This window comes from Bradyrhizobium sp. LTSPM299 (assembly GCF_000938235.1).
Taxonomy (GTDB): Bacteria; Pseudomonadota; Alphaproteobacteria; order Rhizobiales; family Xanthobacteraceae; genus Bradyrhizobium.
In genome coordinates, this window is the sequence record NZ_JYMU01000066.1 from 13,105 (window position 1) to 29,430 (window position 16,326).

Below are 16,326 nucleotides of genomic sequence, written 5' to 3' on the forward strand. Positions count from 1 at the left end.
TGGCGAGCACTAGCCCTGGCCGAACCGCGGCTTGCGCTTCTCCTTGAACGACATCGTCGCCTCCTTGTGGTCGGCGGTCGCGAATGTCACCTGTTCGAGCGCCATTGAAGCCTCGAGCATCATGTTCACCCGCTCCTTGACGATCTGGTTGATCGACAGCTTGGTCCAGCGAATGGCCCAGGTCGGACCATTGGCAAGTTCGACCGCGATCTCGCGGGCCTTGGCCAGCACCTCCGCGCGCGGAACGACATGATTGACCAGCCCGATCCGCTCGGCTTCCTTTCCCTTCAGGAGCGTCCCTCGCATGAGGTACTCCTTGGCCTTGTTGATGCCGATCAAAAGCGGCCAGATCACGGTACCGCCATCGCCGGCCACCAGGCCGACGCGCGACACATGGGTATCGCCGATGCGCGCATCTTCGGCCATCACAGTGATGTCGCAAAGCAGTGCGTGGGTTGCGGCGAGACCGATGGCGTCGCCATTGATGGCGGCGATGATCGGCTTGTCGAGCTCGAGCTGACGGGTGACGCCGCGCCGGCTGATCATGGGATCATGCACCTCGCCTTCTTCGAGGACATCACCGCCCGGTCGTTCCGACATCGCCTTGACGTCGCCGCCGACGCTGAAGAACTCCCCCACGCCGGTGAGCACGACGACGTTGACGGCATGATCGTCGGCCAGATCGTCCCAGATCGTCCGGAGCTCACGGATCAGCTTCTGATTGATCGCGTTGCGCGCCTGCGGCCGGTTCAAGGTTACGGTCGCGACCTTGTCGGCCACGTCGACGGTCAGGCACTCATATTTGGCATAGTGGGACATTTCTTCCTCCGTGTCTGTTCTTGTTCGAACTCGATCCGTCTTGCCGCGACTTCTGGCTCCGTCAGCCTCTGATGCCGGGCTGCATCTCGGCCAAGGCGACCTGAAGCGACATGGCGCCGGGATCCTGTTCCAGCATCCGCTGCACCGCCCCGAGATGGCTGCGCATCAAGCGCGTCGCTAACGCGGCATCTCGCTCGCGCAGCGCCGTCATGAACTGTCGACGCCGCTCGACCAGCCGGGCCATCGCCACGCCGCTCGACGCCACCTTGGCATAGACGAACCGCATGTGAATCTCGGTGACCGAATCCATGATCATCGCGATCACCTTGTTTCCGCTCGCCACGGCCAGCAGCCTGTAGAACTCCCGGGCGCATTCGACCCGGTCCAGCAGCCGGCCCTCGCGGGTGGCAAGCTCGGTACGCGCGATGTTTCCTTCCAGCGCCTCGAAGTCGGCCTGCTTCGCGTTCACGCACGCCAATTGCACCCCCATATCGAGGACGTGAATCCGCGCTTCGGACAATTCGCGCACCGAGATCGTGCCGAGACTGAGCATGTCGCGCATCACGACATTCATCCGGCTGGTGTCGCCCTGCTGGACGAAGGCGCCGCCCTTGACGCCCTTCTGGAGACGAAGCACCCCGGCCATTTCAAGGCTGCGCAGCGCCTCTCGGAGCACATTGCGGCTGACGCCAAGCTGCTGCGCGAGGTCGCGCTCCGGCGGCAATTTGTCGCCGGGCTTGAGCACTCCCAGCGCCAGTTGTTCGCGGATGCGCGCGCATATCTCCTCGAACGCCCGGCGAGTGTGGATGGGCCGGAACGTCAGCGGCGCCGGCGCGCCGGCCGCACGGTGATCCGAGGCCCGTCCCCTCCGTTTCGGTGAGGGCGAAGCTGGGCTGGCGGGCGCACGAGGGCTTGACTTGGTCGACATGCGGTGAATTATTAAATGGATCACCCATTCAATGGAAGTCCTTTTTTGGACTTTCCGGCAAAAAGGCAGAAAGCGGGGATTGCGCATGGGATTTACCGAGGAGCAGGTCGCGTTTCGCGACAACGTCCGAAAGATGGCCGCCAGGCACGTCGCGCCAATCGCCGCCGAGATTGACGAAACCGACCGCTTCCCGCTCGAGCTCGTCAAGCTGTTCGGCGAGATGGGGCTGATGCAGCTGTGGGTGCCCGAGCAATATGGCGGCCCCAACGGCAACCTGACCATGGCCTGCATCGCGCGCGAGGAGATCTCCAGGATATCGCCGGCCTGCGCCTCGATCGCCTGCCTCAACACCATGTTCATCATGCCGCTGCTCCATTTCGGTTCGGAGGAACAGCGCAAAAAGTACCTGCCGATTATCGCGAAAGGCGGCGTCGTTACCGCGATCGCGATCTCCGAGCCACAGGCCGGCTCCGATGTCACCGCCATCAACACACGGGCGAAACGCGACGGCGACTGCTACGTCCTCAATGGCCGCAAGCAATGGTGCAGCTACGGCGTCGTCGCGGACTACATCGTGGTGATGGCGAGGACCAGCGACGGCACCGGCGCGGACGGGATTAGCGCCTTCATCGTCGAGCCGAAGACCATGCCGGGCATCTCGTTCGGTCGCCATGAGCGCAAGATGGGCTTTCGCGGCGCCCCCAACACGCCGATCTTCCTCGACAATGTGCGGGTGCCGGCCGAGAATCTCGTCGGCGAGGAAGGTAAGGGCTTTCGCGCCTCGATGCGGGCGCTCGACCTCAACCGCCCGACCATCGGCGCGCAATCCGTCGGACTGGCGCAGGGCGCGCTCGACGCCAGCGTCGCCTATGCGAAAGAGCGCAAGCAGTTCGAGAAGTCGATCTCCGAATTTCAGGGAGTGCAATTCATGCTGGCCGACATGGCCATGCAGATCGAGGCCGCGCGCGCCCTGGTCTATGAATGCGCGCGCGCCGGCGATGTCGGCGATTGGAAACGCCTGAATGTCCTCGCCAGCATGGCCAAATGCGTCGGCAGCGACATGGCCATGAAGGTAACGACCGACGCCGTGCAGATCTTCGGCGGTTACGGCTACACGATGGACTACCCGGTCGAACGCATGATGCGCGACGCCAAGTTGACCCAGATATTCGAGGGCACCAACCAGATTCAGCGGATGGTCATTGCCCGAGAACTGCTGCGATGAAAATTATCAATCAGGCAAAACGATAAAAGCAGACAACACGGGAGGAAACACTTTGGACAGGACGATTAGTCAAGCGCTAGGCGCGCTTGCCGTATTCGCGGCATTCGCAGCCGCGCCGCTCCATGCGCAAAAGGCCTACGGCCCCGGTGCCAGCGACACTGAGATCAAGCTCGGACAATCGACGCCGCTCAGCGGCCCGGCATCGGCCTTTGGTGCCGGAGCAGGACGCGCCGTCGTCGGATATTTCGAGATGCTGAACGCCCAAGGCGGCATCAACGGCCGCAAGATCAGCTTCACGCAGTTCGACAATGCCTACAACGCGCCGAAGGCGATTGAGCAGTCGCGCAAGCTGATCGAAGATGTTGGCGTGCTGGCCGAGGTCGGCACCATCGGTACCGCGCCCAATGTCGCGATCCAGAAGTACCTGAACGGCAAGCAGGTGCCACAGCTGTTCATCACCGCGGGCGGACGCCGTTTCAACGACCCGAAGGCGTTCCCGTGGACCATCCCGCTCTACCCAGATTTCGAGACCGAAGGCCAGGTAGTTGCCAAATACATCGTTAAGGCGAAACCTGACGCCAAGATCGGCGTGCTCTATCAGAATGACGATTATGGAAAGGACTATCTCAAAGGCCTCCGCGCAGGACTCGGATCCAAGGCCTCGCAAATCGTCGCCGTAACCTCCTATGAGCTCGCCGACCCCACAATCGATTCGCAGATCGTTCAGCTGAAGGCTGCGGGCGTCGACACGCTGATCGAGCAGTCATCGTCGAAGGCCGCCGCACAGTCGATCCGCAAGGTCTACGAGCTCGGCTGGAAGCCGCTGCACGTGATCGGCGGCTCGACCGCCTCCGTCGAGACCATCTTGAAACCCGCTGGACTCGAGGCTTCGAAAGGGCTGGTCACGACGCAGTTCCTCAAGCAGCCAGGAGATCCGGCCTGGGCCAACGACGACGAAGTCAACGCCTACAAGGACTTCCTGAAAAAATACGCGCCCACGGCCAATCCAGACGACTATTCTGTGCTGGTCGCCTACATGAACGTTCACGCCGTGACGCTGGCCTTACGGAAGTGCGGCGATCAACTGACCCGCGATAACCTCATCCGGCAGGCGACGTCGCTCAACGGCGAGCGACTGCCGATGATGCTCCCGGGCATCTCGATCAGCACCAAACCCGGCGACTACACTCCATTCAAGACCCTGCGAATTGCAATTTTTGACGGAGCGAGTTGGTCGCTGAGGGGCGAGCCGCTGTCGGCCGATTGAGAACGCCGGTGAGAACCTCTCGCGAGGTTCTCGCTAATCTCGGATGGCTGCCTGCCCCCAGGACGCAATGCCGTCGAGATCGACCAAGTCGCCGATTGGGATTCAGTTCGCGCCGATATCTATTGCAGCTCGCTCTAAGTCAGCCAGCGTGCCTGGCGACGATAGACCGGCGTCAACCGCAGCACTTTGAACCTGTATTTGAGGCCGAACCAGTCCGGCACATGCAGGCAGCCGCAATGGTTGTGTCCGACAACGCCTTAGCCGCGGACAATCGGAGTTCGACATCTTTCAATTCATCGACGGCGCCGCGAACCTGCAGGCATTCTACAAGCCCTTGAAGCGCCCAAACGTTGTTGGGGTGCTGCGCGCACCTCTGAACGCCCGGGCTCAGGCCGAGGTCGGCACGGTAGCAGCTTTCCGCCTCGGAAAAGTGGCCTTGCTCGGCGAGCAACGCTCCGAGCGCATGCCGCGGAGGATGCATCCAAGCCCAAGGTTCGACGTATTCCAGGCCATCATCTCTCGATACCGCCTCCCGCAAATGCGCGAATGCCGTCTCGTATTGTCCTTTATGGTAGGCCAATTCTCCTTCCAGCATACTCTCCGCGACCGAAAGGATACTCTTCGCGGTGTTGTTGAACACCTTGCGATCTGCCGGAATGCGCGACACGCACTCCAGGAAGAGCACGCGCTCGCGCTCTGCCGCGGTGAAGTCTCGAAGGGTGGCATGCGCCACACCCTTGGCGTAGTGAAGCATGGCTGTCGTGACTGGATACGCCGCTGGCGTCGCGGGCATAGGCTCGTCGATGATTTCCTTCCATTTGCCAAACCGTACGAGAACGTGGGTGCGCATGGAATTATAACCCTCGAGACTTGTCACGAATTTGGGGCGGTCCGGGACCGCGAGAAGGTTTTCGGTCACCATGCCGCCGAGCTTGCCGGCCGCTCCAATCGCATCGCCGTATGCTCCTAAGAACATGCAGGCATGCATCATCAAAAGCAGATCATGAGCACACGCGGTCGTGTAGGGCGATAGCGTGCCGGCGCAAGCAAGAAATTTGTCGTTGGCTGCAATCGCCAATTCGCTAGCCTGCCTGGCACTCTGATAGTCCCCGACGAGCATGTGGACATGTGCCGGCATATGGTTCAGATGCCCGCCGTCCGGGCATAGGGGCGCCAGTGCCGCCGCCGATGCCAACGCTCTCTCGGGTTCATTCGACGTCTCCAAGATGTGGATATGCAGGTGCAGCAGAGCCGGATTTGGCTGAGCGCCTGTCAACCGCACGACATCAATACCGCGCTCGCAAATCGAAAGTGCCTCGAGCACGTCGGAGTTCCTCGCGGGCCGGCCCGTCTTGACATCCCACAACCGCCGCGGCGTCCTGGTTATCAGGGCTTCAACAAAGAGTGCCGTGACATCGGCGTCGTCAGGATATTCGCGATGGACCCTGCGCATCTCCGCCGCGTAGTCGTCGTCCCACCGGTCAAATTCCTCAGGCAGAACCGCATGCGGTTTCTGGATGCGGCACGCTTGAGCTTCGATCAACCGGGCCTCGACATGGGTCGCCTTGTTCACCAAAGCGCGGGCCAACGCGATGTGCTTGAAAGCAGTGGCGGTGGCAGCATTCGCCTCACGCTCGCCATGATCGCGCCAAGTCAGGTTATAAAAGGGGCCGCTGCCATATGCCATGCCCCAATGAGCCATGACGCATTGAGGATCATATTCGAGCGCCTTCTTGAATGAGTTCACCCCTTCCGCCTTGTTGAAGGCGTAACACCAATTAAGCCCTGCGTCGAACCAATCCTGAGCCTCTGCTGAAGTGGTCGAGATGCGTCGGGTGTATTCGCCGAGGTCGAAGCGCTGCATCAGACCATCTCCCGTTGACAGCGAAACTCGTCAACCTCGGACACCCCGGCAATTTGCAGACACTTTGGCAACACTACGGATCCTTCCATCGTGACACGAGGCCAAGGTCGATATCGTAGAGATCAAGCACGCGCCCGATCGTCTGGTCGATCATGTCTTCAATGTTCGCTGGCTTGGTATAGAGCGCAGGTACGGGCGGGTAGATGATTGCACCCAGTTCAGAGAGTGTCGTCATGGTCCTGAGATGCCCTGTGTGGAGCGGCGCCTCACGAACGAGCAACGTCAGCCGACGGCGCTCCTTGAGTACGACGTCCGCCGCGCGTGACAGAAGTGAAGATGTCACCCCGGTTGCAATCTCGGACATTGTTCTGACTGAACACGGTGCAATGATCATGCCTTGCGTGCGGAATGATCCGGACGAGATGGGCGCCGCCACGTCGTCGAACTTGTACCAGCGATCCGCCAGATCCCGGACGTCCGATACCTTGACGGGGCCCTCATGCGCCATGGCGATCTCCCCCGCGCGCGAAACCACGAGGTGAGTTTCAACCGGGGCCTGCCGCAGCAGCTTCAGGAGACGGACGCCGTACGCGATGCCCGACGCCCCGGTTATGCCAACGATCAATCGTGCCTCGCCAGACATGAAAACTCCTTCTCTTCTGCAGATGCTCTGGCTGCGTTACCCTGTCAACGGCTTCGGCGCGGAATACGGGCCGAGACGACCTTTCTGATACCTGTTTCCGGAAACGATTATTGGCGCGATGGCTCGCCCGCATATTCACGTAGGGAATGCCATTCGATCCAAGCACGTCGAGCATCGACGCCGACCGCCTATGGGCCGACCTCATGGCGCTCGCCGCCATCACGGAGCCGGATCGTCCTTGGACCCGCCGCTCGTTTACGCCTCGCTTTGCCGAGGGGCGGACCTGGCTCAGTAACCTTTTCATTCAATCGGGGCTGGCCGTCAGGACGGACGCCGGGGGCAACCTGATCGGCCGGCTGGAAGGACGTCGTCCGCTCCCACCGATCGTACTGGGATCGCATTCGGACACGGTTCCATCGGGAGGCAGGTTTGACGGGGCAGCCGGGCTCCTCGCAGCCGTCGAGATTGCGCGAGCCGTCATCCGATCCGGCCACGCCCTCGATCACCCGCTCGAGATCGTGGATTTCCTGGCCGAGGAGCCCAGCGACTACGGCATCTCCTGCATCGGTAGTCGGGCGATGGTTGGGGCCCTGAGTCCTGATATGCTGTCTCGGGCCAATGCCGCCGGCGAGCGCTTGTCGGACGCTTTGGCTAGGGTCGGAGGCAGCCCCTCCGCTCTGGAGCGGACCACGCCGCCGAGCATTGCAGCCTATCTCGAGCTTCATATCGAGCAAGGGCGCGTGCTCGAGAGCGGCCGAATCGAGCTCGGGATTGTCAGCGGCATCGTCGGAATTGCGCGGGTCGAATTGATTTTGCTGGGATCTGCCGACCACGCCGGCGGCACCCCGATGAACCTAAGGCGCGATGCAGGCGTAGCGGCCGCGGAGATCGTCTCATGGACCGCGAAACAAGGCGCGCTCAAAGCAACGAGCGGTCGCGGCCACTTCGTGGCGACCACGGGAATTATCGAGATCGCGCCGAACGCCGCAAACGTCGTGCCGGGACAGGCACGGTTGGTTCTGGACATACGCGCAGAGGATGGCCGGGAGATCGACGACTTCATCATGCTGCTCGATCGGCACAGTCTGGAAGCGGCCCAAAGGTCCGGCGTAAAGCGCGAGCGCTTCGCGATCATCTCGAAAACCGACCCGACCAGGTGCGATCCGCACCTTCGAGATATCTTGGCTCGCAGCGCGTCGAAGCTTGGGTACAGCACGACCGAACTTGCGTCAGGGGCCGGCCATGACGCCGCTTTCGTTGCGCGGATCGGCCGTTCGGCGATGCTGTTCATCCCTTGCCTGGAAGGCAAGAGCCACAGTCCCGACGAGTGGGCCGACCCGGACGCGTTGGCGATGGGCACCGCCACGCTCTATGATGCCGTGCGATCGCTGGATAATGCAGACAACGCCAACTGAACGACCATGAGAGCGAAAGTTTATGACCGATCAAAGCATGCGTGGATTCCTGTCGCAGCTCGATGCGTCGGGAGCGCTTCATCGTGTGAAGCGGCGAATCGATCCGAAGTTCGAAATCGGCGCCGTGCTGGCACTCCGGGATCGGGGGCCAGCGATCCTCTTCGAGCAAACCGGCTCGTTGCCGGTCGTTGGAAACCTTCTGGTCTCGCGAGAGAGGTTCGCACTTGGGCTGAACCTCGAAGCAAGCAAGCTCGATGATCTCTGCATCCACGCGCTCTCCTACCCCATCAAGCCCGTGATGAGCGACTCGGGGCCGGTACAAGAGATCGTTCAGTCCGGTGATATCGATCTCCCCGCCGCCCTGCCCGTTCCAACCTGGTTCGAACGTGAAACAGCCCCATACATTACGGCCGGCGTGATCATCGCAAAGGATCCCGAAACCGGGCGCCGCAACGTATCGATTGCGCGGCTTCGGCTCGAGGGAGGCAGCAGGGTCATGGCCGGTATTGCGAAGAACCATCACCTCAACCTCCTCGCGGAGAAGGCCAAGGCGCTCGGCCGGCGGCTACCCATCGCCGTCGCCATCGGAAATCATCCGGCTGTGCTGCTTGGTTCGCAGCTCTATCTTGGTCTGGGCGACGACGAATTCGACAACATCGGCGGCATGCTTGGCGAGCCGCTCAAATTGGTCAAATGCAAGACCGTCGATCTGGAGGTGCCGGCAGAGGCGGAGATCGTTCTGGAGGGCGAACTCGACCCGGAGGAGCAGATCGAGGAAGGCCCCGTATCCGAATTCCACGGGTTCTACGTCAGTTACGGCGCTGGAATGGGGGGACGGATTACGTGCGTCACCCGACGCAAGGACGCCATCTACCAGGCAATCTTGCCTGGATACGCGAGCGAACATTGCTTGCTCGGCGGGATCGCGATCGGCGCCACGCTGCGCCAGGCCTTACACCGCATGATTCCAGCTGTGCGGCGTGTTCTCATCACCGAGGGTGGCATGGGTCGCCTGCACGCGATTATTTCCATGCACAAGCCAAAGCGGGGTGAAGGCAAACGGGCAGCTATGCTCGCGATGGGGCAGGTCAACCTGCTGAAGCTCGTCACCGTCGTCGACGACGATATCGACATCGAAAATCCGCGCGAGGTGGAGTGGGCCCTGGCTGCGCGCTTCCGCGGTCACGAGGACCTCATGGTCGTCGAAGGCGTCAAGGCCGACCGCTGCGATCCCATCCACGAAAATCTCACCGTGACCAAGATTGCCATGATTGCCACGACGCGCCCCGGCGACGGCGAGCCTCTGAGCAGGTCGGAATTCGTCAACCCACCGAAAGACGTCATAAATCGCATCGCCGCGGAACTCGAACAATACTGACCCCGTACCGCTGAGCGTACTGGGTCGCGATACGTCGTCAGGTAGCCGCCTCAGGCGGCTACTGATTCATTCTTGGCGAGCGAAGGCCGGAGAGCCGGCGGCCGGACGAAACAGCCCGTACCGGGTTCTGCCAATACGTCCTTTCCGTCGAACACGAGCTCGCCGCGCAAATAAGTCGCAACAGGGCGGTAAGGCAATTCGATGCCGGCATACGGGCTCCAAGTCACAAAGTTGTGGCCTGACTCCTCTGGGTTATAGCGATGGGGCGCGTGGGCCATCACCACGATGTCGGCATCCCGCCCTCTCTCCAACGCTCCCTTTCGGTGCCCAAACCTGAACAGACGAGCGGGATTGGCAGCAAGCAGCCTTGCAGCAAGGGTAATATCGAGACGACGCTCGATGAGCCCTTTAACAAGCAAGGGATAGAGAACCTCCAATCCAGGCACTCCGGAGGAATTCTTCAGCATGACCGGGTCTGCTTTGCGGCTCTCCGACCAGCTGACGTGATCGGTGGACACCACCGTGACGTGACCGGCGGCAAGATGTCGCCATAGGGCCTCGACTTCGGCGCGTGGCCTGACGGGTGGGTTGATCTTGGCCTTTCCGCCGAGGCGCGCGACGTCATTCTCTTCGTCCAGCGTGAGATAATGGATGCACGCTTCGACGGTCGTATCGAAGCCCTGCTGGCGATAGGCTTCGCATAGGTCGTAGCCCCGTCCGACCGAGCAATGGACGACATGCGTCGAACATCCCGATTGGGCGCCGAGTTCATACACTTCCGCCATGGCGAGCGTTTCCGTGACCGGCGGTCGAGACAACGCGTGGGCACGATAATCGGTGATGCCGCTGGCCTCGACACTTGCCATCGCGGCGCGCACCATTTCATCGTTTTCGTTGTGTACGCCGGCGGCCAGGCCAAGCCGGCCGATCTCGGTGAAGCAGGCGTAAAGATCCTGTGGCGGGATACGGGGAAAGCGTTTTGAATCCGTGTTGAACGTCGAGAATTTGAAAGCGGAGACCCCAGCCTCGACCATTCCCGCGATGTGCTTCGGCCCGTCACCGGGATCGATCGTACCGTAGAGCGCATAGTCCACACGCGCCTGCTCGCCCGCTTCCTTGATCTTCTGCCGAACCCGATCGCCTGTGCAAACCAGAAAGCCGGCGTCGTAGGGCATATCGACGACGGTCGTAACGCCGCCTGCCGCCGCCGCGCGCGTCGACCAGATGAAATCCTCCTGACCGAGCTGTGACTTCGAATGGACCTGGGCGTCGACCGCGCCCGGAAGCACATAGGACCCGCCGAAGTCCTGGCGCTCGCGCGCGGCAGGAGGCTCGCCGTTGCCTACCAATTCGACGGTCCCTCCCCGGATCGCCACAAAGCCATTCTCTATCACCCGGTCGGTCCGCACCACCTGCCCGGTAAGAACGAGATCGAAATCGCTCATGAACACACCTTTTCTAGATTCGTCAGTGCTGCCGCGCGATGGGCGCGCGTCTTCAGGATTGCTTGCCGATTCCCCAGAACGAATTGATCGGCTGCCGTGTAACGCCTGTCAGCTTTTTGCTGTAGGCAATCGGTGGGTACGAGTAGCAAATCGGAATGTAGGGGAGCGTCTTGAAGGCCTCGACCTGGATCTGGTGAGCAACCTTTACCCTCTCTTCTGCATTGGTCAGGAGGAACCACTGGTTGCGTAGTTCCTCGAGCCGGGGATTGGTCGGCCAGCCGAACCAGGACTGCTCCCCCGCCCCGCGCAGCAGCGAGTTGACCGACGGATTGCGAAGATCGACGGCGCCATAGGTACTGTTGAAAGCACTCCATCCTCCCTTGTCGACCGGTCCCTTATTGACGCGGCGTTGGATCATTCCCGCGAAATCGGTCGTCACGAATTCGACGTTGAACCCCATGCGCCTGAGAAGATCGTCCGAGACCTGGGCGATCGCGGCCAGCGCAGGCGGTTCACTCGCGCCGATGAACACGACCTTCTCGCCGGCATAGCCGGCCGCCTTGAGAGCCGCCTTCGCTTTCTCGATGCTTTTCTCCTTCAGCACGGCAGCCCCGGCATCGCTCGCGTACGGCGAGGTGCACGTATAGAAGCTTGGACAAGCCCCGCCATTTTCGGGAAGGCCAGCGGTTGCCGCCAGCAGATATTCCTTCTGATCGATCGCCATCGCAACAGCCTGCCGGATCGCCGGGTTGTTGAACGGTGGTTGGAGATGATTCATGACGAACGTATAGTTTGTGGCGCTCGTACTTCTCGGCCCCACGATAAGGTTCTGGTTCTCCTTCATGAGAGGCACGAGATCGACCGGCAGACCATCCCAGTAGTCCTGCTCGCCCGCTTGCATGGCTGCCGCTGCCGTTGCCGCATCACCGATGAACGACCATTCCGCCCGGTCGACCAGGGCGGCATGATTGCCCGCGAGACCGCTGAAGGGCTCGGAGCGGGGAATGTAATCGGCAAACCTTGCGAACGACGCCTTTTGCCCCGGCACCCATTCGCTCGTCAGGAACTTGAACGGACCGCTGCCGATGGCCTCGGGTATCTGCTTGAACGGATCCGTCTTGGCGATCCGCTCGGGCATGATGATGCAGCTTGCGGGACTGAGCTTGCCCAGGGCATCGAGCAGCAGCGGAAACGGTGACTTCAGGCGCATCCTGAAGGTGCGATCGTCGATGACATCGACGGAATCCGTCACGCCCGCGACCATCTGGCCGGCGACGTCGCGCGCCCACCAGCGTTTCATCGACGCGATGCAATCGACGGACCTGACCGGTTCGCCGTCGTGGAATTTGAGGCCCTCGCGAAGATTGAATATATAGGTTTTGTCGTTGTCTTCGACCGTCCATCCCTCGGCCATTTGCGGCTTCGGCACGAAATCGGCGTCCGCGCCAACGATCGTATCGAACACCATGAACCCGAAGTCCTGCGTCGCAGCCGCGGTCGTCCAGATCGGATCGACGCTGCCGAGATTCTGGCTTTTGATGATCCTCAACGTCGTCGTTTTACCCTGCGCGAAGGCGGGCAAAGGTAGTGCGCTTGCGGCCACACCCTTCAGGAAATCTCGTCTACGCATTTTCCGCCCTCTAAGGTCGCCTTCGATAGGTTGGTTCAATCCTGCGGATCCCAGACTGGAGCCCAAGCAGGCGAGAAGTAACGCCTCTCCGGGCCAACGTTGCTGAGCACCGCCATGTCGTCCTGGGAGAGTTCGAAGTCAAAGAGCTCGAATTGGACTGCGATCTGCGCCGGTTCACCTGTATCCGGAATGGGCACAGGAAAGACGCCTCTCTGAATATGCCAACGGAGCGCGATTTGGGCTGGGGTTCGTCCCGTGCGTTCGGCGATACCCAATACCAAGGGATGGCTCAGATCCTCGCGTCCCATGGGCGAATAGGCGATGGGACGCACGCCGCGTGCGGCGCACGCAGCGACAAGTCGTCGCTGCGGAAGCGACGGATGAACCTCGATCTGGTTGGCGAACACCTTTGTCCCGGCTCGACCAGAGGCCGCAACCGTCTCATCGAGCATTGCAATGGGAAAGTTGGCGACCCCTATATGCGAAACGGAACCGGACAGCTGAAGTTCGCGCATCGCCGAGAGCGTTTCCGAAATCGGCACTTCGGCGTTCGGCCAGTGGATGAGCAGGAGATCAATCCAATCGAGGCCGAGCGTATCAAGACTTCGTTGCGCTGATTCCAGAAGGCGTTCCGGACGAAGATCCTCACGCTCCACCTTCGTGGTGACGAACATCTCGCGCCGGTCAATACCGGACAGTCTTATTCCCCGACCGGCGGCATCCTCGTTGCCGTAACTCGGCGAGGTATCGACGTATCGGTAACCAATTTCGATGGCTTTGACGACCACATCGGCACATCTGTCGCCGAGCAACAATCTCGTCCCCAACCCGACCTTGGGCAGTGTATCGCTCCGGCCGGACTGCGGCGTGGCCCCCGACCCGCCACTCATGCCGCACCAAAGGTTCCGTTGAATACAAGCTCCGACAGGGCCTTTCGCTCGCTCGGTATCTCCCGCGCCTTGAGATGATCCGGCAACGATGAGCTATCGCCCAGCCTTCCGATCGCCGCCACCGCGTTGATGGCGAAATCATCGGGCAACTCCAATTCGTGAGCGAGCTTCTCGGCGTTGAACCCCGCCATTCCGTGCGTATACCAGTCGGACAGATTTGCCTGGAGCGCGAAACTCATCCAGGCTGCGCCAGTGTCGAAGCTGTGCGTAGGCGACGGAAATTCCTTTCCGTCGAATTGCAGGGTCTTCTTCGACACGAACGCGATGAGCGCGGCCGCATGGATCGACCACGACCGGTTCGTGTTCGAAAGCGTGTTGAGAAACGCTTGCCATTTCGCTTGCCCACGCCTGACATAGATGAACCGCCATGGCTGCGCATTCATCGATGACGGCGCCCATCTCGCCGCCTCGAACAGCGACATCAGCGTTTCGTCATCGATCTCGCTCGGCGAGAATGCCCTGGGCGACCAGCGGTCGATGAACATCGGTGCCACCTCGCGCTCCGGCTTGCGAGGCGAGAGGGACTTATATTGCCCTTCGTGATAAACGAGCGGCGGCACCGTCGAGACGTCCCCGCTCGTCACATGGCCGACGAAAACCGTGTGGGTTCCGACGTCCAGTTCATAGTAAGTCGAGCATTCGAGATGTGCCGCTGCGCCGACGACGATGGGATTGCCGTTCAGGCCTATCCGATGCTCTACGGCCGAGAACGGATTGTCTTGCTTCGAGGCAAAAAGCCCGCTGATCTCGTGCTGATCTTCAGCGAGGATGTTGACCGTAAACTGCTTGGTCGAGGATATGATCGGGTGGCTGCGGGTCGATCGGTTGACGACGATGAGGATCGTCGCGGGGTCGGCGCTGACGCTGCAGACCGCCGTGGCTGTCATTCCATGAAGCCGCCCTTCGTTGCTAGTCGTAATGACCGCCACGCTCGAGGCAATATTGCGCATCAGCGATTTGAAGATTTCGCCATTCATAAGCGCCGGGTCCTCATATCCGTTCACGTGTCACTCCTCATCGAACGAACCGACGTCATGCCGTCGCCGGCTCGACGCGTCTGCCGAGATAGATTACGAGCGAAAGGACGGTGCCCTTGACCATGGCAAGGGTAGCCGCTGTCCAGGCAACGACTGACCAGCCCCAATCCGTTCTCATGAGACCGCCCGCCAACAACGATCCCGACGCCGTGGTGCCGAAAACGAGAAAGTCGTTGAGCACGCGAGGACGCTCGATCGGGTCGCAACAGCCCGCGACCCAGACCGCCCAAGGAAATCACGATGGGCGGTCCGGCAGCTCCGAAAGCTTGAGCACTGATTAGCGCGAACACATTGCGCTGGAAAATAAGGGACCTTGTCATGGGATGCCTCCGGACCGAATTTGCCCGGCCTAGAATGCCATCACATTATCCCTTAAGTGCTCATGGCTGTACTCCTTCCGCGTCAGGCCACGCTTCTGAAGGACGGGAACGAGCTCGTCGGCGACGCTGTTGATGTAGCGCGGCGTGACCGGCCCCGTGACGAGGAAGCCATCTCCGCCGATTTCCTCCATCGCTTCCTTCATCATCGAGGCGATCTCGTCCGGCGTCCCGATCAGTTCCCACCCCGGAGGACGCATTCCGATATCGCGCAGCGTCGCCTTGGGTCCGGCATCCTTGAACATGCGCAACATCGTCTGCATGCCGTTGGTCTTGATCTCCGGTAGCGGTGTGTCGAGCTCAAACTTAGAGAAGTCGATGCCCGACAAGAACGACAGCGAAGCCAGATGGGCTTCAAACCGGCGCTGCCTCATCTTCGGCAGGTTCTCCTTGATCTCCTCGACTCCCCTCTTGTCCCGTCCGACCAGGACGCCGGCGATGAACATCGTCTTGATTTTGTCCGGGTCGCGACCATACGCCTTCGCATGCGCGCGGACCTCCGCGCGGTATTCCTTCATCTCCGCGATGGACTCGCCGCCGGCGAGTACAACCTCGGCGTTGCGCCCGCTGAACTTCCGTCCACGCGGCGACCCTCCTGGAGCGACATACAAGGGCTTCGTCTGGGGGGAACGCGGCACGTTTAGCGGCCCCCGCGACTTGTAGTACTTTCCTTCGAAGTTGATTGCCTTCACCTTCGATGGATCGATGAAGGTCTGGCTTTCAAGGTCCATGCGAACAGCATCGGCATCCCAGGCCTCCCAGAGCTGCGCCGCAAGGTCGAGATACTCGTCGGCCATGTCATAGCGCTGATCGTGCTCGAACTGCTTGTCGTAGCCGAAGTTCTGCGCAGCGGCATCGCTGGTTGCCGTCACAATGTTCCAGCCGATGCGGCCCTTTGAGTAGTGATCGAGCGTCGCCATTTGCCGCGCCAGGATCCACGGCGGATAGAAAGTCGTAGTCAGGGTCAACGCCACGCCAAGACGCTTGGTCGCCGAAAGTATGTAGGGGGTTAGGACCGCCGGATCGAGCTTCGGCGTCATCGTTGCGTTCTTCAGGTAGAAATCCATGGATCCCTTGTAGGCGTAAGGGACAGCGCTCGTGTCTTCCAGGATCATGAAATCGAAGCAGGCCCGCTCGAGTGCCCTTGCCGCATCCTGGTAGATGTCCGGCTGCGTCCACTCATAGCTCGGAGCGTAGTTGGGCGTATTCCAGCCCTGGACCGTGATGCCGGGGCCCAGAAACCAACCCAGATGAAACATGCTCATGACGACTCCTGCGTTCCGATCCCTGCGGAATAATCTCTCGAAAGCAGGGAACCACGACCGTCGAACGGCCGATAATTCAATCT

General features: G+C 61.0%; 13 protein-coding genes. 4 read left to right on the forward strand and 9 right to left on the reverse strand.

Annotation, left to right across the window (positions count from 1 at the left end; translation table 11 throughout):
* Window positions 1-9: 9 nt before the first annotated feature.
* A complete protein-coding gene (locus tag UP10_RS31680) occupies window positions 10-819 on the reverse strand; it encodes an enoyl-CoA hydratase/isomerase family protein (protein WP_044591132.1) in 810 nt (269 codons plus the stop codon).
* Between the two features lie 61 nt (window positions 820-880).
* A complete protein-coding gene (locus tag UP10_RS31685; RefSeq protein WP_082077345.1) occupies window positions 881-1,834 on the reverse strand; it encodes a FadR/GntR family transcriptional regulator in 954 nt (317 codons plus the stop codon).
* Between UP10_RS31685 and UP10_RS31690 the strand changes: the two genes are divergently transcribed.
* The gene (locus tag UP10_RS31690) at window positions 1,833-2,972 is read left to right on the forward strand and encodes an acyl-CoA dehydrogenase family protein (protein WP_044591133.1); all 1,140 of its coding nucleotides are present in this window, start codon (window positions 1,833-1,835) and stop codon (window positions 2,970-2,972) included. The genes UP10_RS31685 and UP10_RS31690 overlap by 2 nt on opposite strands.
* Window positions 2,973-3,036: 64 nt before the next feature.
* A complete protein-coding gene (locus UP10_RS31695; RefSeq protein ID WP_197086947.1) occupies window positions 3,037-4,239 on the forward strand; it encodes an ABC transporter substrate-binding protein in 1,203 nt (400 codons plus the stop codon).
* Window positions 4,240-4,411: 172 nt separating this feature from the next.
* Here the strand turns inward: UP10_RS31695 and UP10_RS31700 are convergent, their stop codons facing one another.
* Both UP10_RS31700 and UP10_RS31705 read right to left on the reverse strand, forming a co-directional pair.
* Window positions 4,412-6,103 (reverse strand): tetratricopeptide repeat protein, encoded by a 1,692-nt coding sequence (locus UP10_RS31700; protein WP_044591135.1) that lies wholly within the window; start codon window positions 6,101-6,103, stop codon window positions 4,412-4,414.
* Window positions 6,104-6,176: 73 nt separating this feature from the next.
* A complete protein-coding gene (locus UP10_RS31705; RefSeq protein WP_044591136.1) occupies window positions 6,177-6,746 on the reverse strand; it encodes a UbiX family flavin prenyltransferase in 570 nt (189 codons plus the stop codon).
* Window positions 6,747-6,892: 146 nt separating this feature from the next.
* On the opposite strand from UP10_RS31705, the gene ertE reads away from it, so the two are divergent.
* Window positions 6,893-8,161, forward strand: coding sequence for an N-carbamyl-l-glutamate amidohydrolase ErtE (gene ertE / locus UP10_RS31710; RefSeq protein WP_044591137.1), 1,269 nt, complete (start codon window positions 6,893-6,895; stop codon window positions 8,159-8,161).
* Between the two features lie 22 nt (window positions 8,162-8,183).
* Window positions 8,184-9,539 carry a UbiD family decarboxylase gene (locus UP10_RS31715; protein WP_044591138.1) on the forward strand — a complete coding sequence of 452 codons (1,356 nt, stop codon included), beginning with the start codon at window positions 8,184-8,186 and terminating at the stop codon, window positions 9,537-9,539.
* 50 nt (window positions 9,540-9,589) lie between these two features.
* Here UP10_RS31715 and ertD read toward each other — a convergent pair whose 3' ends face one another.
* From ertD to UP10_RS31745, 5 genes are all read right to left on the reverse strand, one after another.
* Window positions 9,590-10,984 carry a hydantoin-5-propionate amidohydrolase gene (gene ertD, locus UP10_RS31720; RefSeq protein ID WP_044591139.1) on the reverse strand — a complete coding sequence of 465 codons (1,395 nt, stop codon included), beginning with the start codon at window positions 10,982-10,984 and terminating at the stop codon, window positions 9,590-9,592.
* 52 nt (window positions 10,985-11,036) lie between these two features.
* Entirely contained in the window at window positions 11,037-12,680 is a 1,644-nt protein-coding gene (locus tag UP10_RS31725) for an ABC transporter substrate-binding protein (protein WP_156180406.1), read from the reverse strand.
* Window positions 12,650-13,429, reverse strand: coding sequence for an aldo/keto reductase (locus tag UP10_RS31730; protein ID WP_197086946.1), 780 nt, complete (start codon window positions 13,427-13,429; stop codon window positions 12,650-12,652). Before UP10_RS31730 ends, UP10_RS31725 begins: the two co-directional genes overlap by 31 nt.
* 71 nt (window positions 13,430-13,500) lie before the next feature.
* Entirely contained in the window at window positions 13,501-14,568 is a 1,068-nt protein-coding gene (locus tag UP10_RS43390; RefSeq protein WP_156180408.1) for a flavin reductase, read from the reverse strand.
* Between the two features lie 382 nt (window positions 14,569-14,950).
* Window positions 14,951-16,243, reverse strand: a complete 1,293-nt coding sequence (locus UP10_RS31745) for an NtaA/DmoA family FMN-dependent monooxygenase (protein ID WP_044591143.1) — start codon at window positions 16,241-16,243, stop codon at window positions 14,951-14,953.
* Window positions 16,244-16,326 lie beyond the last annotated feature (83 nt).

What these genes read in the sequence shown, in the direction of transcription:
- UP10_RS31680 (WP_044591132.1), bottom strand. Translation starts at nt 819, where the DNA reads ATGTCCCACTATGCCAAATATGAGTGCCTGACCGTCGACGTGGCCGAC.
- UP10_RS31690 (WP_044591133.1), top strand. Translation starts at nt 1,833, where the DNA reads ATGGGATTTACCGAGGAGCAGGTCGCGTTTCGCGACAACGTCCGAAAG.
- UP10_RS31685 (WP_082077345.1), bottom strand. Translation starts at nt 1,834, where the DNA reads ATGCGCAATCCCCGCTTTCTGCCTTTTTGCCGGAAAGTCCAAAAAAGG.
- UP10_RS31700 (WP_044591135.1), bottom strand. Translation starts at nt 6,103, where the DNA reads ATGCAGCGCTTCGACCTCGGCGAATACACCCGACGCATCTCGACCACT.
- UP10_RS31705 (WP_044591136.1), bottom strand. Translation starts at nt 6,746, where the DNA reads ATGTCTGGCGAGGCACGATTGATCGTTGGCATAACCGGGGCGTCGGGC.
- ertE (WP_044591137.1), top strand. Translation starts at nt 6,893, where the DNA reads ATGCCATTCGATCCAAGCACGTCGAGCATCGACGCCGACCGCCTATGG.
- UP10_RS31715 (WP_044591138.1), top strand. Translation starts at nt 8,184, where the DNA reads ATGACCGATCAAAGCATGCGTGGATTCCTGTCGCAGCTCGATGCGTCG.
- ertD (WP_044591139.1), bottom strand. Translation starts at nt 10,984, where the DNA reads ATGAGCGATTTCGATCTCGTTCTTACCGGGCAGGTGGTGCGGACCGAC.
- UP10_RS31745 (WP_044591143.1), bottom strand. Translation starts at nt 16,243, where the DNA reads ATGAGCATGTTTCATCTGGGTTGGTTTCTGGGCCCCGGCATCACGGTC.